Source organism: Bacillus sp. SSR7, from assembly GCF_055902415.1.
Genome location: NZ_JBVVXV010000012.1, coordinates 88,567 through 107,949 on the forward strand (window position 1 = coordinate 88,567; position 19,383 = coordinate 107,949).

The 19,383-nt window shown below is 36.2% G+C and carries 21 protein-coding genes and 1 other annotated feature (1 of these 22 only partly in view); of the genes, 8 read left to right on the top strand and 13 right to left on the bottom strand.

Going from position 1 to position 19,383, the window contains the following annotated elements; genetic code table 11:
• Positions 1–137 (top strand) — a binding site (T-box leader) (it extends 80 nt beyond the left edge of the window).
• 75 nt (positions 138–212) lie between these two features.
• A complete protein-coding gene (gene trpS / locus AC0NJG_RS19705; protein WP_000110985.1) occupies positions 213–1,202 on the top strand; it encodes a tryptophan--tRNA ligase in 990 nt (329 codons plus the stop codon).
• 158 nt (positions 1,203–1,360) lie between these two features.
• Here trpS and AC0NJG_RS19710 read toward each other — a convergent pair whose 3' ends face one another.
• The 7 genes from AC0NJG_RS19710 to AC0NJG_RS19740 all read right to left on the bottom strand — a co-directional run bounded on the left by AC0NJG_RS19710 (position 1,361) and on the right by AC0NJG_RS19740 (position 7,448).
• A complete protein-coding gene (locus tag AC0NJG_RS19710) occupies positions 1,361–2,107 on the bottom strand; it encodes a YjbA family protein (protein ID WP_087951661.1) in 747 nt (248 codons plus the stop codon).
• 143 nt (positions 2,108–2,250) lie between these two features.
• Complete coding sequence (locus AC0NJG_RS19715) at positions 2,251–3,039, bottom strand: DUF2268 domain-containing putative Zn-dependent protease (RefSeq protein WP_002194672.1); 789 nt, start codon at positions 3,037–3,039, stop codon at positions 2,251–2,253.
• 106 nt (positions 3,040–3,145) lie between these two features.
• Complete coding sequence (gene fabF / locus AC0NJG_RS19720; RefSeq protein WP_000412651.1) at positions 3,146–4,384, bottom strand: beta-ketoacyl-ACP synthase II; 1,239 nt, start codon at positions 4,382–4,384, stop codon at positions 3,146–3,148.
• Between the two features lie 31 nt (positions 4,385–4,415).
• A complete protein-coding gene (fabH, locus tag AC0NJG_RS19725) occupies positions 4,416–5,348 on the bottom strand; it encodes a beta-ketoacyl-ACP synthase III (RefSeq protein WP_001100541.1) in 933 nt (310 codons plus the stop codon).
• A gap of 233 nt (positions 5,349–5,581) precedes the next feature.
• Positions 5,582–5,758, bottom strand: coding sequence for a ComZ family protein (locus AC0NJG_RS19730; protein WP_001986215.1), 177 nt, complete (start codon positions 5,756–5,758; stop codon positions 5,582–5,584).
• A 53-nt stretch (positions 5,759–5,811) separates the two neighbouring features.
• Entirely contained in the window at positions 5,812–6,684 is an 873-nt protein-coding gene (locus AC0NJG_RS19735; protein WP_140168481.1) for an NAD-dependent epimerase/dehydratase family protein, read from the bottom strand.
• A gap of 29 nt (positions 6,685–6,713) precedes the next feature.
• Positions 6,714–7,448 (bottom strand): lipase family protein, encoded by a 735-nt coding sequence (locus AC0NJG_RS19740; protein ID WP_000028705.1) that lies wholly within the window; start codon positions 7,446–7,448, stop codon positions 6,714–6,716.
• 156 nt (positions 7,449–7,604) lie between these two features.
• Here AC0NJG_RS19740 and AC0NJG_RS19745 point away from each other — a divergent pair, with 156 nt between their 5' ends.
• Positions 7,605–7,787: a YjzD family protein gene (locus tag AC0NJG_RS19745; RefSeq protein WP_001211116.1), complete on the top strand. Its 183-nt coding sequence runs from the start codon at positions 7,605–7,607 to the stop codon at positions 7,785–7,787.
• A 37-nt stretch (positions 7,788–7,824) separates the two neighbouring features.
• Here AC0NJG_RS19745 and clpB read toward each other — a convergent pair whose 3' ends face one another.
• Together clpB and AC0NJG_RS19755 are read right to left on the bottom strand one after the other, a co-directional pair.
• Positions 7,825–10,425 carry an ATP-dependent chaperone ClpB gene (clpB, locus tag AC0NJG_RS19750; protein ID WP_087951659.1) on the bottom strand — a complete coding sequence of 867 codons (2,601 nt, stop codon included), beginning with the start codon at positions 10,423–10,425 and terminating at the stop codon, positions 7,825–7,827.
• A 210-nt stretch (positions 10,426–10,635) separates the two neighbouring features.
• Positions 10,636–10,815 (bottom strand): YjzC family protein, encoded by a 180-nt coding sequence (locus AC0NJG_RS19755; RefSeq protein ID WP_000531421.1) that lies wholly within the window; start codon positions 10,813–10,815, stop codon positions 10,636–10,638.
• A 493-nt stretch (positions 10,816–11,308) separates the two neighbouring features.
• Between AC0NJG_RS19755 and AC0NJG_RS19760 the strand changes: the two genes are divergently transcribed.
• The 3 genes from AC0NJG_RS19760 to AC0NJG_RS19770 all read left to right on the top strand — a co-directional run bounded on the left by AC0NJG_RS19760 (position 11,309) and on the right by AC0NJG_RS19770 (position 12,562).
• Positions 11,309–12,118, top strand: coding sequence for a Cof-type HAD-IIB family hydrolase (locus AC0NJG_RS19760; RefSeq protein WP_001041235.1), 810 nt, complete (start codon positions 11,309–11,311; stop codon positions 12,116–12,118).
• Positions 12,119–12,223: 105 nt separating this feature from the next.
• Positions 12,224–12,364, top strand: a complete 141-nt coding sequence (locus tag AC0NJG_RS19765; protein ID WP_000516816.1) for a hypothetical protein — start codon at positions 12,224–12,226, stop codon at positions 12,362–12,364.
• Entirely contained in the window at positions 12,365–12,562 is a 198-nt protein-coding gene (locus tag AC0NJG_RS19770; RefSeq protein WP_087951658.1) for a DUF3813 domain-containing protein, read from the top strand.
• 25 nt (positions 12,563–12,587) lie between these two features.
• Here AC0NJG_RS19770 and AC0NJG_RS19775 read toward each other — a convergent pair whose 3' ends face one another.
• Positions 12,588–13,445 (bottom strand): YitT family protein, encoded by an 858-nt coding sequence (locus AC0NJG_RS19775; protein ID WP_087951657.1) that lies wholly within the window; start codon positions 13,443–13,445, stop codon positions 12,588–12,590.
• 100 nt (positions 13,446–13,545) lie between these two features.
• Between AC0NJG_RS19775 and AC0NJG_RS19780 the strand changes: the two genes are divergently transcribed.
• Entirely contained in the window at positions 13,546–13,677 is a 132-nt protein-coding gene (locus AC0NJG_RS19780) for a DUF3941 domain-containing protein (protein WP_001120845.1), read from the top strand.
• A 130-nt stretch (positions 13,678–13,807) separates the two neighbouring features.
• A complete protein-coding gene (gene prsA / locus AC0NJG_RS19785; RefSeq protein ID WP_087951656.1) occupies positions 13,808–14,665 on the top strand; it encodes a peptidylprolyl isomerase PrsA in 858 nt (285 codons plus the stop codon).
• Positions 14,666–14,714: 49 nt separating this feature from the next.
• Here the strand turns inward: prsA and AC0NJG_RS19790 are convergent, their stop codons facing one another.
• Complete coding sequence (locus tag AC0NJG_RS19790) at positions 14,715–15,569, bottom strand: CvfB family protein (protein WP_000281266.1); 855 nt, start codon at positions 15,567–15,569, stop codon at positions 14,715–14,717.
• A 238-nt stretch (positions 15,570–15,807) separates the two neighbouring features.
• Between AC0NJG_RS19790 and AC0NJG_RS19795 the strand changes: the two genes are divergently transcribed.
• On the top strand, positions 15,808–16,299 hold the full coding sequence (locus tag AC0NJG_RS19795) for a YajQ family cyclic di-GMP-binding protein (protein ID WP_001040152.1): 492 nt from the start codon (positions 15,808–15,810) through the stop codon (positions 16,297–16,299).
• Positions 16,300–16,782: 483 nt separating this feature from the next.
• Here AC0NJG_RS19795 and AC0NJG_RS19800 read toward each other — a convergent pair whose 3' ends face one another.
• Together AC0NJG_RS19800 and AC0NJG_RS19805 are read right to left on the bottom strand one after the other, a co-directional pair.
• The gene (locus AC0NJG_RS19800) at positions 16,783–17,685 is read right to left on the bottom strand and encodes a helix-turn-helix domain-containing protein (protein WP_087994578.1); all 903 of its coding nucleotides are present in this window, start codon (positions 17,683–17,685) and stop codon (positions 16,783–16,785) included.
• A 316-nt stretch (positions 17,686–18,001) separates the two neighbouring features.
• Positions 18,002–19,303 carry an alpha-amylase family glycosyl hydrolase gene (locus AC0NJG_RS19805; RefSeq protein ID WP_474063322.1) on the bottom strand — a complete coding sequence of 434 codons (1,302 nt, stop codon included), beginning with the start codon at positions 19,301–19,303 and terminating at the stop codon, positions 18,002–18,004.
• Positions 19,304–19,383: the final 80 nt, after the last annotated feature.

Sequence of the window (19,383 nt, forward strand, 5' to 3'; positions counted from 1 at the left end):
TATGGAATGGGCTTTTGAGCTCCAAACCGAACCGAGAGTAGTAGGCTTTGGCGTTATATCCAAACGTTATTATGGATTAGAGAGATTTCACAGTAGTGAAATAATTAGGGTGGTACCGCGGTCCATTCGTCCCTATAGTTTTTTGGGATGAATGGGCTTTTTTGTTTGCCTTCTCTTCCCTATCACGCATTCAAATTTAGGAGGAATTACTTATGTCAGTTATCTTTTCTGGTATTCAGCCGAGTGGAACGATTACACTTGGAAACTATTTAGGAGCTATGAAGCAATTTACAGAGCTTCAAAATGAACACGACTGTTATTTCTGTATTGTAAATCAACATGCGATTACAGTACCTCAAGATCCCGTCGGGCTTCGTAAAAACATCCGCAGTCTTGCTGCACTTTATGTAGCATGCGGCATCGATCCTGAAAAAGCTACTTTATTTGTACAATCAGAAGTACCGGCACACGCTCAACTAGGATGGATTATGCAATCAGTTGCTTACGTTGGAGAATTAGAGCGTATGACGCAATATAAAGATAAAGCGTCAGGTAGAGATTCAGTACCAGCTGGATTACTAACTTATCCACCATTAATGGCTGCTGATATTTTACTTTACAACACTGAGATCGTGCCTGTTGGTGATGACCAAAAGCAACATATGGAATTAACACGTGACCTAGCAGAGCGTTTCAACAAACGCTTCCGTGAAGTATTCACAATTCCTGAAATTCGCATTCCAAAAGTAGGAGCTCGCGTTATGTCACTAACAGAGCCTACGAAAAAAATGAGTAAATCTGATCCGAATCCAAAATCAATGATCAGTATGCTTGATGAACCAAAAACAATTGAAAAGAAAATTAAGAGTGCTGTAACTGACTCTGAAGGTATCGTGAAATTCGATAAAGAAAACAAACCTGGTATCTCTAACTTATTAACAATTTACTCTTCATTCTCTGGAAAAACAGTTGAAGAAATCGAAGCAATGTACGAAGGAAAAGGATATGGCGACTTCAAAGGCGACCTAGCACAAGTAGTCGTAGAAGCGATTCGTCCAATCCAAGACAAATATAACGAACTAATCAACTCACCAGAACTAGACGAAATTCTAGACAAAGGTGCTGAAAAAGCAAACCGCGTCGCATTCAAACAACTACGCAAAGTAGAAAACGCAATGGGACTAAGCAGAAAACGTAGGTAACATATAAAGCGGAGGCGACTGCTTAGCCCTGACGGCTAAGGTTCTTTCGCATAGAAGACGCTTTTTGTCTTCTTATGCGGAAGGTTCTTAGACACGAAGAGCTTGTTGCTGAAGCTAAGTTATACCAAATTAAAAAAAACCGCCAATTGGCGGTTTTTTTAATTTACCTTTTGCTCGTTTTCCATTTCCCATAACTTTTCAAAAAATGGTTGTCCTTTTACGAGACGCTCGCATAATTGTTCGTGCTTCTCAGACCAACCTGCTTTCGCTTCCTCATACAGCTTAGCCCAAATATCTTCAAATTCCATATGTTGAACCATTCCGTATGCTGATGGATCCCACTCTGTGAACCAATAGCGAATCTCTGCTGTGTTTTTCGTTGTATGTAATTGATCTAACGCCATAAATAATAATTGTTTAAGCTGTCTTTCTTTACGAGTTAAGCCATTCATAATGAATGGTGATGGTGATAAAATATGATGTTCTTTTTCTATTTCTTCTACTTGGAACTCATACTTTTCTGCTTGTACGTTTTCTACCATCTCATATACCATCTGCTCTTGGCGCGGTATAAGTCTACTTTTTCGAATCGGTACATTGTAACCAATTGTGTCAATCGCAATAATTCCTTTTCCATCTGTAACTACAAAGCAATACTCTTGCTGCAAACGTTCATGATTTTTACGAATATAAGCCTTATGATGTACGTCTTCCAACATTTTTTGCGGAAGCTCTAACAATTCGTTCTCGATGTAATGATATAATGTGGCATCTACTTTTAATAATGGCACTTGATCTAATAGCTCAATCGTATCATCTTTCCGCCATTCGTAAAAATGACAAACGTTATACCCATTTTCTTCACCTTCAAACCAATTTACCCATACATCATGTAGATATAACATTCACTACCCCTCACTTCACTACTGTTTGTATCCATCATTATGTTCAATTTTTCTTAACTTTATTCCACCTAAGGAAATATATTCTAATTATTATTTTTTCTTCTATTAATACTAAAAAAACAGGAAAGAGAGCTCCTGTTTTTTTATATATGAAATGTATTTGCTTTATTCAATATTTCTTTCGCATCTATAGGCAATAAAGAAAGTGTATCTTCTCCTTCCAAAGTTACACAATCTTTGACAATATGAAATCCAAGCGCATAGCCAAGCATCTTCGGATAAGAATGAAATCCATTTAATAAGATGTCGTGCTCCCTTGTTCCTCGCTTTATACTTATTCTTTCATGTACAACGTTTTTCCAATAATATATAGCCTCTTCTTTTGAAAGATACGTCGTCCACGGTGCATTGTTTTTTTCTGAATATCTTTCCGTTACCGCTTGCTCAGCTAACCCTTCCATAATCATCGTATCAAGTAATGTATATTCCGTTTCTTTCGTCTCAATTTGATGCAACCTGCATATGTGATGATATTCATGCGCTAGTAACACTTTTAATTCTTCCACCGAATTCCGTCCACATACAAATAAGAAAATAACGTGACGCATAGATAATCCAGCCCTGCCGTTATACTCTTCTTGTACAGTTCGATTATAGGAATCTGATAATAGAATAAAGACAGGGACATCTGGACCTTTTAACCAATTTTTCAGTTTCTCATACTCCGCACGTAACTCTTTCCAAACTTCCTTTTTCTCTAACTCTTTAATTTCTCGTTCTCCTCGCATAACAGGGCGATACATACCTTTAGAAATTAAAAAGCGATACAACCTTTCTTTTGGCAGCGGGATATACTTCGTAAACTTCTCACACAGCTTTTCTGGCCGTCCATAATATAGATGTAACCACTCAGCAGTTTCAACAATCCCCATCTTTATCCCTCCTTTTTCTTATGTATATGCAAAAGGAGAAAAAGACGTAAAAATAAATAAGGAGTTTTTTCGCAATATATCGCGAAAAAACTCCTTATCTCATCTATTATTTATACGCTTTAAATACTAATACTGCGTTATGACCACCGAATCCTAATGAATTACTTAACACCGCGTTTACTTCTTGATGTCTCGCATTATTCGGTACGTAATCTAAGTCACATTCTGGATCTGGTGTTTCATAGTTAATTGTTGGAGGGATTACTCCGTCTGTAATTGATTTAATAGAGAAGATCGCTTCAACAGCACCAGCTGCTCCTAATAAGTGACCTGTCATTGATTTCGTTGAGCTAATTGCTACTTTATACGCATGCTCACCGAACGTTTCTTTAATTGCCATCGTTTCATACTTTTCATTCGCATCCGTACTTGTACCATGCGCATTAATGTAATCAATATCTTCTGGCTGTAGACCTGCATCTGCTAAAGCTTGACGCATTGCGCGCACGCCACCTTCACCGCCAGGAGCCGGCATTGTAATATGGAACGCATCACCAGTTGCACCGTAACCAGCGATTTCCGCATAAATGTGAGCACCACGAGCTAATGCGTGCTCTAATTCTTCAAGAATTAAAATACCTGAACCTTCACCCATTACGAAACCACTACGGTTTTTATCGAATGGACGGCAAGCTGTTGCTGGATCTTCATTGAATGTTAATGCTTTTGCTGAGCTAAATCCTGCGAATGCCATACTTGTTAACGGCGCCTCTGCTCCGCCTGTAATCATTGCATCAGCATCACCGCGCTGAATCGCTTTAAACGCATCACCAATTGAGTTTGCACCAGATGCACAAGCCGTCACAGAACAAGTGTTAATTCCTTTTGCTCCAGTTGCGATTGATACTTGGCCTGCTGCCATATCTGGAATCATCATTGGTACGAAGAATGGGCTCACGCGGCGCGGACCTTTCTCAGTAAAAATCTTAAATTGTTCTTCGTATGTTTCCATACCGCCAATACCAGAACCAATCCATACACCAATTCGAGGTCCGTTTTCTTCTGTAATCTCAAGCTTTGCATCTGCAACTGCCATTTTCGCTGCTGCTACTGCATATTGTGTAAAGCGATCCATACGGCGCGCTTCTTTTTTATCAATATATTTCTCGACTTCAAAGTCGTTAATTTCTGCTGCTACTTTTGCTGGAAATAGTTCCGGATCAATTCTTGTAAGTCGTCCGATTCCAGATACACCTTTTTTTATGTTTTCCCATGCTGTTTCAACATCTGTACCGACCGGTGTAACAGCTCCTAGTCCTGTAATTACGACCCTCTTTTTTTCCATACAAAATACACTCCTTTTTTTCTCTCAGTCCTTATTTACCCCAACGAAGAGCGACTGCTCCCCATGTTAATCCGCCGCCAAAACCAACAAGTATAATTAAATCACCATCTTGAATACGTCCGTTTTGCAATTCCTCTACCATCGCAATCGGAATGGAAGAAGCTGATGTATTACCGAACTTTTCAATTGTCATACTCATTTTTTCTTGTGGTAAATTTAATCTCTCTCTTGCAGATTCCATAATACGAATATTCGCTTGATGCGGTACTAAGAAATCCACATCTTCTTTCGTAAGACCAGCTTTATCTAGAACGCGAAGACAAGAATCCCCAAGTTGACGAACAGCAAATTTAAAGACTTCTCTGCCATTCATCATAACATACTCATCTTGATAAAGATGCTTACCGCCACTTCCGTCCGCTCCTAATTCGAAAGATAGAACGCCTTTACCTTCTGAAACAGCTCCCATTACGATCGCACCGGCTCCGTCTCCAAATAGTACTGCTGTATTTCGATCGTTCCAGTCTACAATTTTAGATAGTTTATCACTACCAACTACTAGTATATTTTTATAAGTTCCCGTTTGAATAAATTGCTGTGCTGTAATCATTCCGTACATAAAACCAGCACACGCTGCACTTAAATCCATTGCGGCTGCATGTTTTGCGCCAATCGCTTCTTGAATAACACAAGCTACTGCTGGAAAAGCACGATCTGGCGTTACTGTTGCCACTAAAATAAGATCGATATCCTCTCCGCTAACCCCTGCATCTTCAAGCGCTTTTTTAGAAGCCTCTACGGCCATATATGAAGTATCTATTGTATCATCGGCAATGCGTCTTTCCGCAATCCCTGTTCTCGTACGAATCCATTCATCGGATGTATCCATTATTTTCTCTAAATCGTGATTTGTGACTACTTTTTCCGGCACATATCTTCCGATCCCTAAAATGCCCACGTTCACATCGCAGCCCTCCGTTTTATATCAATTATTATGACTTGGTACTAATTTTAAAACATAAATGTATTTTTGTCTAGAATATATTTCAGCTAAAACATAAAGCTAACGCATTATTCACCTTATTGTTTATGAAAAGAAAAGGAAACATACCTTTCCCTGTTCTTTCGAAATATAAAAAGGCCCGAACCGCTTCTATCCACGGTTCAGGCCTCTCTTCCATCTTAAAAAGATGCTTTTTATTCTTTATCTGCTTTCCCAAGCTCATATGCTTCGTTCATAACTTTCATCAATAACTCTAATACTGGTTGAGCTTTCTCCATATCAAGCGCAATTCCATTATCATCTAAAATGGCCTTTGCTTCTGGTAAGTGCTTCATTGCGATTTGTAAAAATTGCATGCTTTTCTCATTCATATTATGTTCTTCCTCTCCATTAAAACTTTCACATACATAGTGTAACACGCTCGCTATCCTTCGTATAATTCTTTATATTTTTTCATATGTGCCAATTGTTTATTTAAACCGTATTCTAACGGGGTATTTCTTTTTATTGAAATATCCTCGGCCGCTCCATCTCTTTCTTCCGCATTCTCTTTATTCACTTTATCCTCTGCGCGTAAAAGGTTCATACCTTTTTTCCATAATGATTTTTTGCCACTAAGTAAATTATATATACCGAGATGCTCCTCGTTCCTTCCATTTTCCCATAAGTATTCACATACATCTTCAACGTACAGTAGATCACTGGCGTTTTCCTCACTCGCATAATGGCACTCTTTCTCACCCAGTTCTGATAAAATGAGCTGATGATACATCATAAAAGATGGTTGCCATGGACCATATAATGTAGGAACTCGAAATACACTATATTGTACCTCTCCTTTTTTCAATCCTTCTTCCACTTTCGAAAATAAACGTTTATTTTCGGACTTATCTGCGTTTCCTACTTCAATAGAAGAAATTAGATTTAACTTCACTTTATGTTCTTCACACAGTCTTATAATTCGCTTTAAATACTGTAATATAACTCTTTCATTTCGAAAGCCCCTTTGTTGGTTAGGCTCATACAGACAAAAGTAAACGGCATCAAATTTCTCTTCCTCTACGGATCTCCATCCGTCTTCATCTCTTATCGAATAATACGTAAATAACGCATTTCGCCCAATTAACAATAACTTCTCTTCATTAATTTTTGTCATACTATCAAATTCATCAAAATCAAGACCATATACTTCTACTCCTTCTGCAATCATTTTATTCACAAGGTGATAACCTACAAACGTAAGTGCACCTATAATTAGCACGCGTTCCATACCACCAACCCTTTCCCCTTGAAACAAATAGCTCCTCATTTATGTATATGGGAGCTTCACAATTCTTCTTCATATTTTTTAAAGAAATCAGTCGTTTGCCTAACCATTTTATATTTCACATCTTGCAGATGGAATAAGACAGAAGTATCACATTGATTGAATTGCCTCATTTTCTCATATTTACGTAACAACTGTTTTCTTCCTCTTTTTTCTTGTGTTGATACGAAAACTTTAACAGGTACACAAGACGGAAGAAGCGTAAATGATTTCTTATTTATTTTGGATTCTAATTCTTCTTCTTTGGAATCATACGCTAAACATAATTCCTTCACGAGTCTCTTGTAAAAAAACTTATGCTCTTTCTCAAACTCGACATATTCTGGTAAATCTAAACACGGATTTAGCATAATGACAGAGCGTATACATTCAGGGTATTTATTCATCATTTCAAGCGCTACAAGTGCCCCCATACCATCTGCCATAATGTGCATTTTCGCATTCAATGTCTCTTTTCTCAGAACAACGTCATATAGGCGTTTTGCTAGACGAACAGATTGATCGTTTCCCCAATGCCTTCCGTATAAATTAGAAGAAAAGACTGTATAGCCTTCCTCAATAAGGCCATGTAAAAAATAAGATCTACCCGCATGCTGTGTCCATAAACTTGTACCATTCTCAATAAAGTAGTTGTAATCACCTAGAAGCATGACAGAAAATCCATTTGGCTTCTCCGGTAAATAAATGACACATGGTTCTTTTTCTAAGTAAAAAAAACGTTCCGTAATACTCATTTTTCCCCCGCCTTATTTTCTAAACGTATAAAAGTACTCTTTTATAATGTATGAACGGAATGCAAATTTGCGTTGAAAAATCTACAAATATTTTTCTATATTCTTTTTTCAATTGTGTTACAATAAGGACAGATTGAACGAATAGAGGTGTAAAATATGCGTTTCATTTGGGCATTAATTTGGTCGTTCTTGCTTGTACATATGATGAGCTACGTAATCGGCTCTATGACTGGCGGTACATACGATTTTAACCAAGCGTCTATTTTCTCAGTTGTTCTTGCGGTATTAGTACTAGCAATTTCAGCTGCAATTCCAAACGAGCCAGTAGAACAACACTAAAAAAAGAGTCCGGATTTTATCCGAACTCTTTTTTATTTTACTTCACATGAACAACTAATTCGTTATTTTCTACATCAACCACTACATGACTATTGTCAGTAATCGTACCTGCAATTAATTCTCTCGCTAATTTTGTCTCAACTTGACGCTGTACATATCGTTTTAACGGACGAGCTCCGTACATTGGATCGAAGCCAGCTTCGACAACAAACTCTTTCGCTGCGTCTGTTAATTGTACCGTAATATGACGATCAGCTAAACGGCCTTGTAATTCTTTTACAATTTTATCAACAATACCTTTAATTTCATTCGTTGTAAGAGGCTTGAATAAAATAATTTCGTCGACACGATTTAAAAACTCTGGTCGGAAATGTCCTCTTAATTGTCCCATGACAAGTTCTCTTGATTCCTCTTTAATGGAACCATCTTCTTCTAATCCATCTAATAAATGAGCAGATCCAATATTTGAAGTCATAATAATAACCGTGTTTTTAAAGTCTACTGTACGTCCTTGCGAATCCGTAATGCGTCCGTCATCTAACATTTGTAATAAAATGTTGAATACTTCTGGATGTGCTTTTTCGATTTCGTCTAACAAAATAACGGAATACGGTTTACGTCTTACTGCTTCTGTTAATTGACCGCCTTCTTCATATCCAACATATCCAGGAGGTGCACCAATTAAGCGTGACACAGCGTGTTTCTCCATGTACTCAGACATATCAATACGAATCATTTGCTCTTCACTATCAAATAAAGACTGCGCTAACGTTTTTGCAAGTTCTGTTTTACCAACACCAGTCGGTCCTAAGAAAATGAAGGAACCAATTGGACGGTTCGGGTCTTTAATACCTGCGCGTGCACGAAGAACTGCGTCTGATACTAAGCTTACTGCTTCCTCTTGTCCGATGACACGCTCTGATAAAATTTGCTCTAATCGTAATAATTTCTCACGTTCACCTTCAACGAGTTTTGCGACAGGAATGCCAGTCCAGCGTGAAACAATATCAGCAATCTCTTCTTCACTTACTTCCTCACGTAATAAACGGTTTTCTTGTTTATTATTCGCGCCCATTTCTTCTGCTTCTTTTAACTCTTTTTCAATTGCAGGAATTTTTCCGTGGCGAAGTTCCGCTGCTCTATTTAAATCGTAATTACCTTCTGCTTCTTCTAATTCACGGCGCAGACGCTCTAAATGTTCACGTAAGTCACGAACTTTGTGAATATCTTCTTTTTCTTTCTCCCATTTGGCTCTCATACCGCTTGCCACTTCTTTTAAATCCGATAATTCACGTTGCAATGTTTTTAGACGTTCTTGGCTACCAAAGTCTTTCTCTTTTCCAAGAGCTGCTTCTTCAATTTCTAGCTGCATAATGCGGCGCGTTACTTCATCTAATTCTGTTGGCATAGAATCAATTTCTGTACGAATTGTTGCGCACGCTTCGTCAACAAGATCAATTGCTTTATCCGGTAAGAAACGATCCGAAATATATCGATCTGATAAAACTGATGCTGCTACAATCGCGCGGTCATGAATATTTACACCGTGATAAATTTCAAAACGCTCTTTTAAACCACGTAAAATGGAAATTGTATCTTCAACAGTTGGTTCTTCTGCTAATACTTGTTGGAAACGTCTTTCTAGCGCTGGATCTTTTTCAATATATTTACGATATTCATCTAACGTCGTCGCCCCAATGCAATGCAGTTCACCACGCGCAAGCATCGGTTTTAACATATTTCCTGCATCCATTGCGCCTTCTGTTTTACCAGCGCCGACGATTGTGTGAAGTTCATCAATGAATAATAAAATGCGTCCTTCACTCTTTTTAATTTCATTTAATACAGCTTGGAGACGCTCTTCAAATTCACCGCGGAATTTCGCTCCAGCTACAAGCGCACTCATATCTAATGCAAAGATTGTTCTATCTTTTAATCCTTCTGGTACGTCCTTTTTTACAATACGCTGTGCTAACCCTTCAACGATTGCTGTTTTACCTACACCGGGCTCCCCGATTAAAACCGGGTTGTTTTTCGTTTTACGTGAAAGAATGCGGATTACGCGGCGAATTTCACTATCGCGTCCGATAACAGGGTCAATTTTCCCCGCTCTTACTTCCGCCACTAAATCACGACCATATTTTTCTAACGCTTCATAAGTTGCTTCTGGATTTTGACTAGTCACTCTTTGATTCCCCCGAACTGTCATTAAAGACTTTAATAAGTTATCTTTCGTAATATGAAATCTTGTAAATAATTGGTTTATATCGCCTTTTTCTTCAGTAAAAGCAAGTAATACATGTTCAACTGAAATGTAATCATCTTGCAATTTCTCTGCTTCTTTTCCTGCCCTTACAAGTAGTTGTTGCAAAGCACCTGTTATATATAATTTACCTGCTTCTGCACCGCTTCCTGTTACGGAAGGCTTTTTCTTAATTAAATTTTCGGCGCCTTGTTTTAATGCTTCTATATCGACGTTCATTTTTTGAAAAATACGTACTGCTAACCCATCTTGCTCTTCTAATAATGTAAACAAGAGATGAACAGTATCTACTTCTTGATGATGATGAGATACCGCTAAAGATTGAGCACTCATAATCGCCTCTTGTGTTTTTGTTGTCATTTGATTTAAGTCCATCTTTACAGTCCTCCAAATGTTTGACTTTCTTTGACCTTTGATTTGATTATACGCCAACTGACTTTTTTATACAATAATTTTGCTTATGTATTTCAAACTTATTATTGGAAAAAGAAAAAGGGAGCATGCATGATACGACTGAAAAATATACGGTAAATGAAATTAAAATGGATAACGACAAAAAAGCCGCAATAATGATTGCGGCTTTTGTTACGGTTTTCTTTTATATGTCCACTGGCGGTTATGATTTGTGTTATCTGGAAACTTTTCACCAGCAGTTAGTTTTACCATTTGCGGATCTTTCACCATACTTCCCGTTTCACCAATTTCTACGTAAATGCCATCATTCGGCGCTTTTTGTCCAGAACGAAACCTACGATTTTGTCCCATTTCCATTCTCCTTCCATGACATCTTTGCCTCATTAGTATATCCATTTTAAAAGAAAGCTTGTCTGTCATGTTTAGGAAACAAGTACTACATTTCATTCTTGTACATATACATGAATGACACAAGCTTAAAGCAGGGATTTCTTTCCTATTTGTAAAAAAAAAGAAACCAACCTACTATAGGCCAGTTTCAAAGGAGAGTCAAACATATACGAGAAGATTACATGTTCATTATAAGCCTCATCCTACGAACAATGTAACCCTTTTCACATTTTGTCCATAATGAAAGAAACATTGTTTGAACTTTCTAAAAAGATGTTGACTTTTCTTAATTTCCAGCGAGAAATAGTAGACACCGTAACACTTTGCGACGTAAGATGGATATATAGTGAAGTTTCCATCTTTGGTGGTCTCACCCAGCTTAACCTCTTATTTCTGCATATTAAAACGGAAATACAGATAGAAACAAAAATAAATTATTATAAGAGGTGAAATTATGAACAAACAGCATTTAATCGCACTAGACTTAGACGGCACTTTATTAACAGACAACAAAATAATTTCCACTCGAACGAAACATACAATTGCAAAAGCAAAGGAACAAGGACATATTGTCGTTATTTCAACAGGACGTCCATTCCGCGCTAGTTATGATTACTATAAAGAACTTGGTCTGAATACACCAATCGTAAACTTTAATGGCGCTTACGTACATCACCCTCTTGATTCAAAGTGGGGCACACATCACTCTCCTCTTGAGCTAGCAACAGCACAAGAAATTGTCCGAGCTTGCTTTGATTTTGGCGTAAAAAATATATACGCTGAAGTAATGGACGATGTGTATGTTCGTGAAATTGATGAAGATAAAAAACATATTTTTGAATTCGGTTCTCCAAACATTTTTACAGGAGACTTATTAAATATTTTAAACGATCATCCAACTTGCTTATTAATTGACGCACATGACGAGCATTCCAGTGCAATTCGTCAACATTTAACTGATATGCATGCTGAAGTAATTGACCATAGAAAATGGGGCGCACCTTGGCCGATTATTGAAATTGTAAAAAGCGGACTAAATAAAGCTGTTGGACTACAAAAAATTTCTAGTCATTACAACATTCCACAAGAGCGAATTATCGCTTTCGGTGATGAAGATAACGACTTTGAAATGATTGAATTTGCTGGTCACGGCATCGCAATGGGCAATGCCATCCCTGAATTAAAATCACTCGCAAACCATACGACGCTAACGAACGAAGAAGATGGCATTGCACTATATTTAGAAGAGGTTCTTGGGTTGTAATCTAAAAATTCCCTGCTTATAGTTTCTCGCCAAACGCTCATACTATCATTAGACGCAAAAGTTAGCGCGTCGATTGTTTTCAGCTAAATAAAGGGGGTTTTTCGAATGGGTAAAAAGAATAAATCAAAACGTTTTATCCAACAAGGAGCCGATGCTGTTATGAAGCATGATGCAAGATTCCCGTACCGAGGTACATTAGCTGAGGCAGAAAAAGCGAGAAGTAACTCTTCTTTTGGAGGGGTCTAAATGGGGAATTTACTATTTCAACAAGCTAGAGATGCTGTTGCAAATGCCGTATCTTGTTCAAGCGGCACCGAGCAACAAGATCTCGTATATAGAGCAAAAAACGCTTTGCACTCTGCTTACGCAAACTCTTCAACAGCTGAAAAAGCTCAGCTACGTGAAATGCAAGAGCAGTTGCAAAACATTACGAATGCACATTAAAAAAGAGGACCAGCTTTGGTCCTCTTTAATCTTTTCGAAACAATCCGAATACCCCAACCGTTTGCAGAACGTTTGTAAATGCCCCCGGATCTACTTGTTTAATAACCCTCTCTAATTCATACAGTTCGTAACGAGTAATAACAATCATTAACATTTCCTTATTTTCATTCGTATAAGCACCAGTTGCCGGTATAGTTGTAATCCCCCTCACTAAGCGTGAGTGAATCGCCTTTCTTACATCCGCCCCATTTTTCGTAACGATTAATGCCGTAATCTTCACATGACGCGTATGAATTGCATCGATGATTCGCGTTGACACATACAAAGTCACCAAAGTATATAATGCTTTTTCCCATCCATACACATAGCCGGCAGCGATAATGATCAGTGCATTAAAGAAGAAAAAATACGTACCGACAGGCTTGTCTTTAATCTTTGATAAAATCATGGCGATTATATCTAAACCACCTGTAGAAGCCCCCCACTTCAACGCAATCCCTACCCCGATTGCTGAAATAAGCCCGCCAAAAATCGCATTTAATATGATGTCGTTCGAAACTGCCCTAACAGGGATAATTTCTAAAAACATAGTCATAAAGATAACGCAAAGAAAACTAAAGAAAGTAAAGGCCTTTCCAACCTTTTTCCAGGCTAAAATAACGACAGGAATATTAAACAAGCTAAATAATATACCGGTTGATATGTGAATAGATAAAAAATCACCTAATATTTGTGATAGCAATTGAGACAATCCAGCAAAGCCACTTGCATACACTTTCGCTGGCGTTAAAAATAAATTCATTCCAATCGCATTTAACAAACCTGCGACGATTACAACGATTAACTTCTTTATAAGTTCGGTATAATTCAACTTCAAATCCATTTCCAATCCACCTTCATTATTCATGAATACACTGCTATACATAGTCTTTACGAAAAAGGAAATGATAAACGTACAACGTTTAGAAATGGAGTTGATACATATGCCACATACGAGTGATAACGACAAAAAAGCACGCGATAATAATGCAAAACGCGCGCAAAAAAATGAGCAAGAACAAAAGAATATAGAGCAAGGTAAGCGTGCCTATTCTAAAAAGACCGATCACCTTTGATTCCATCGTACACCAACAATATTGTTGGTGTACTTTTTTTACAGTTTACAGGGAAAAAACATTAAAAATTCACTTCATGTTCACTTCTATATTCTACAATAGCGATAACATATTCGGATGAGGTGTTAGCATGAGAGGGAAACACATTTTCATTATTACTGCACTACTAAGTATATTAATGCTATCTGCTTGTGGACAAAAAAACGACTCAGATACAGTCGCTACAGCAACAGACTCAACCATTACGAAGAGCGACTTCGAAAAACAGTTAAAAGATCGTTATGGAAAAGACATGCTATACGAAATGATGGCACAAGACGTTATCACGAAAAAATATAAAGTATCTGACGATGATGTAGATAAAGAAGTACAAAAAGCGAAAAATCAATACGGAGACCAATTTAAAAACGTATTGAAAAACAATGGTTTAAAAGATGAAGCTGATTTCAAAAATCAAATTAAGTTCAAACTTGCTATGAATGAAGCGATTAAGAAAAGTATTACAGAAAAAGACGTAAAAGACCACTATAAACCAGAAATTAAAGCAAGCCACATTTTAGTAAGTGACGAAAATGAAGCGAAAGAAATAAAGAAAAAATTAGATGCTGGTGCTTCATTTGAAGAACTAGCAAAACAAGAATCACAAGACCTGCTATCAAAAGAGAAAGGCGGAGACCTTGGATACTTCAATTCAGGTAGAATGGCACCTGAATTTGAAACTGCTGCCTATAAACTAAAGGTCGGACAAATTAGCAATCCCGTTGCATCACCAAACGGTTATCATATTATTAAATTAACTGATAAAAAAGCTTTAAAGCCTTATGATGAAGTGAAAGACTCTATTCGCAAAAACTTAGAAGAAGAACGTATCTCTGACCCTATATTCGGCAAAAAACTATTGCAAAATGAATTAAAAAAAGCAAATATTAAAATAAATGATAGTGAATTGAAAGATACGTTCACTCTTGTACATGAGCAAGGAAATTAAAAAAGCACCACCTTATAGGTAAAATATAAGGTGGTGCTTTTTATTTCCTTTATTTCTTAAAGTACGTCCAACCTTCTTCTTGGTAAACCTTTTCTTCTTTCATCAACTTACCAAGCGCACGCTTAAATGCAGCTTTACTCATATTGAAACGTTCTTTAATGTCTTCTGGGTAGCTCTTATCCCAAAATGGCATTGCTCCGCCTCGTTCTTCCATATATGCATAAATCACTGCAGCATCATCTTCCATTCCTTCTTCTTTACGAGGAAGAAGTGAAATGTTAATTGTGCCGTCATCTTTTACATCAATAATTCGTCCCGTTACGCGCTGACCGATGCGAACTTGTTCTTTTCTTTCTGTATGATGTAAAAATGCACGGAAATGCTCATCTGTTAAGACGAATGAACCAACTTGAAGTGAACGATATACACGTCCATTTACGTTTTTATTACGCATAGATGGCGTTGCATCTACAACGATTTCTTGCATATCACTGTCTCTTGCTGGAAGAGCAATTAAACGATCACGATTCGTTAATTTTAACGTACAATATAATTCGTCTCCAACTTCTGGCCATACTGGCATATAAATTGGGAATTCATCAGCTGGAATTAGTATATCTTTTGATACACCAATGTCAACAAACACACCTAGACTAGGAATGACTTCTACAACCTTTACCCAGTTCCAATCATACGTTGTAATAATTGGTTCCTTCATTGTTGCCGAAATACGATTTTGGTGATCAAGGTATAAGAATACATCAATCGTATCGCCTTCTTCAATTTCTCCAGCTACTTCATTTTTATGTAGAAAAATTTCTTCTTCTTCATTTCCAACCATATATCCGATTTCCGTTTCGCGTAAAACAGTTACCTGTTCAATCGATCCTATTTGTAAATACATATTTTTTAATTCCCTTCTATATATATAAAATTAACTTTTTTATCTTTTTATCATTCCAAACAAAAGTTAATTATAACACGATTTTTCCTTTATTTGTCCAACTGCCCAAAATTCACTATAATAAAATGAGGTTACATCATTATAAGTATGAAAACACTTAAGTCTAAGCTCGTTTTCAGCTATACTTTAGTATGTACAGTACATAAAAAGATTAGAAATATATTTGGAGGTGCTAACTATGGCAAAAGATAGTTCTTTTGACATCGTTTCGAAAGTAGAATTACCTGAAGTAACAAACGCAATTAATATCGCATTAAAGGAAATCCAAAACCGATATGACTTTAAAGGAAGTAAAAGTGATATTAAACTTGAAAAAGAAGTACTTGTTTTAACTTCTGACGACGAGTTCAAATTAGAGCAAGTAAAAGACGTTCTTATTTCTAAACTTGTAAAACGTAACGTTCCAATTAAGAACTTAGATTATAGCAAAGTTGAAGCGGCAGCTGGTAACACTGTTCGCCAACGCGCAACACTTCAACAAGGTATCGATAAAGATAACGCGAAAAAAATTAACAACATCATTAAAGAAATGAAATTAAAAGTAAAAACACAAGTACAAGATGATCAAGTACGTGTTACAGCAAAAAGCCGTGATGACTTACAAGCAGTTATCGCAGCAGTTCGTAGCGCTGATTTACCGATTGACGTACAATTTATTAACTACCGCTAAAAAGAAAAACATCCTCTATGTAGAGGATGTTTTTCTTTTTAGCGTGTAAAAGTCTAGGCTTACGGGCAATCGGATAAATTTTATGCATAAATGAAGAAGACCCTTTTAAAAATCGGAACAAAAACCTCCCTCCCCAATCAAATGTAACAAATTATGAGTATAAGAATATTTTCCATCCTTTCCTGTAATGTAAAATTAGTAAAGAATTTATTTTATGAAAAATGTTAATTAAAAAGAGTTAGAAGTGGTTATTTGAAGAAATTAATACTATGTTTTTTATTAACTACATTCTGTCTATATATTGCAGGGTGTTCTAATAATATAACTACACCTGGGGATACATCTAAAACTTCAACACCTGCGAATTGTAAATACATCAACAAAGCTTGGTATAAGAAACCTACGAACTGTAATAATTGATGATATAAGTCATAAAAAAGACACCATAAGGTGCTTTTTTTATAGAGAATAATAAGATGTTCATCAGAAATTATGAGTGATTTTTTTATTTTGTTGTTCAAAATATTTTTCTTTAACTATTTTTATCAGATCTTCTTTTTCTGTTAGTTCAAAGATAAATAATGCTTTTTTCATATTATCAGCTACATCTTCTTCATTACATTGTTTCAGCTTTAGCATGTTCCAAGCTTTTCCATAGTATAATTCGCCTAATAAATATAAAGTATTTAGATTAATAGCTAATTTAATACCCATATCATTGTATTTTATTGCCTCTTCATGTTGATTTACATGACCTAACATTTTCCCCAAATTAAAAATGATTTTTAATTTAACCTCTTTATCTCTAGGGAAATCTAACTTATTAAAATTAGTTAAACATCTTCTTAATATAGTAATACTCTTTTCATATTCTTTATTTGCCCAATGAAATATAGCCATCGACTGCATAATATCTATTTCTCTTTCTGATAAAAAATCACCATTCGTTACAGTTAGTTTTAGTGCCTTATTTAAAAGATTTAAAGCAGTTTTTATTGATTTATTCACATAAAATATAGCAATCGCTTCATGCCATATTAGAAATTGTTTATCTTCTTTTAACTGGAAATTATTTTCGGTTTTCTCTTGTTTCACTATTTCATAAAGTTCATTATATTGTTTTTGTTTTGTACAATCTCTCATTACACATTTTACATTTTCTACATATTTTAGTTTTTTGTTTTGAGTTAGTGCGAAAATATGATTTGGATCAATACCAAGTCTTTCAGATAATTGATATAACAATATGCTAGATGGATAAATCATACCTTTTTCTATTTTGCTAATTTGACTTTGCGAACATATTCCATGACACAATTCAGATTGTGATATATTCTTTTTCATTCTAAGTTCTTTAATGGTAATACCCAAATCGTAAAATTCCATTTTTCCTCCTCAAATATAACCCTCAATGAGTAACAAAAAACTTTTCACCCTTTAATGTAATGTAAAATTAGTATATTTTCAATTATTGTTGCTTCTATCGATTTTTTTACTTCTTTGCTCAGTTGCATTTCGAGGTGAGAGTCTTACTTCAAAGAAAAACAGACTAGGGAGAAAGTTTTCTCCTTAACCTGTCCCACCGAACAAATTCCCCATCGTCACTGTTATCCACAAAATACAGAATTACGAATACGATAAGAAGACTCAAACATCTCACCTCATCACGCACTTTTAATTGAACACAAAAGAGAATATCCCCTTATTTCCGCCTCTTTTTAACCACAATTAAAAAAGCAATAAACAATACGTTCACACCGACGATTAAAGAAATAAATAGCCAATTCACACCTGTTTCCCCGTTAACTTTATACACATTTGATTCCTCACGCTTTAAAACGAGATAAAATTTTCCGTTTTCTTCTCTTATAATTTCATCTTCTAACAATCCCCTTAACTCTTGTTTTTCACCAACCGCACTTGCAGGTAAAGCAACTTTTTGTGTTTCTCTCGTATTATTAATCGCTACTACTGTCACTTCATCTTTATACTTTCTCTTTAGTACACTCATTCCATCTTTATCGTATAGAAGCTCAAACGTACCGCGGCGTAAAGATGGTCTCGCTTGTCTAAGCTCACCGAGTTTCGTTATGTGTTGCATAAACTTTTCATCTGATTTGAAGTCCATTAATCGTCTATTATCTGGCGTACCTCCTCCATCCAATGCAATTTCAGTTCCGTAATAAAAATTCGGAATACCTGGTGTTGTTAATAAATATGTAAGAGCGAGTTTCAAACGAGATGGTGGATAATTCATATTCTCTTTTGCAATACGAGCAAATCTTTTTGTATCTTGATTATCTAAAAATGTAGCGGCTGCTCCGTCTTTTTTACTCACATCATATAAAGGTTTCACCGATACGTCCGCTTTGGAAAACGCATCTACTATTTTTTCGTTGTATTCACTATCTTCTTTTGTCATAACTCGAAAATCTTTCTTTATCACTTGCATATCTTTTTGCACATCATCCCAAAAAGCAGGCGACTTTTTTTCACTATGTATTACATAACTTGCATCTAAATCAACTTCTTTGATCCACCATTTCATCGAGTCGATTACTTGTTGTTCGTTTTCTCCAAGTGGAAATTGAAATACAACTTTCATTCCTTTTGCATGAGCTTCTTGCACAAGTTCTTTCACATCATTTTCTGTTCCGAAATGTTCATTTACCTTCTGAAAATTGCGCACATCTAACCCATCGTATTTTACACTTTCAAAAAGCGGCGAAAGCATAACAGTGGTAAATCCCATTTCTTTTATGTAATCCAGTCTTTTTATAATGCCTCTTATATCTCCGCCCTGATATCCTTCTAAATTGCCAACTTCTAACTGTTTGTCATTTTTTGGTTCCCCATTATTAAAACGATCAATCATAATGGAATATATAACTTCGTCTCGCCACTCTCTTTTTTCGTCTGCAAATGTATGTATTGGTACAAACAAAACGACAGTTAAACAAAAACAAATGAATAATTTCCTAGTATGTATTTTCCCCACACGCATCCCCCATGTTTTTTAATTATAAGAATATTATACCAATTATCCGAACGAATCGCATACGTTGATTTCACTCTTCTCAAAAT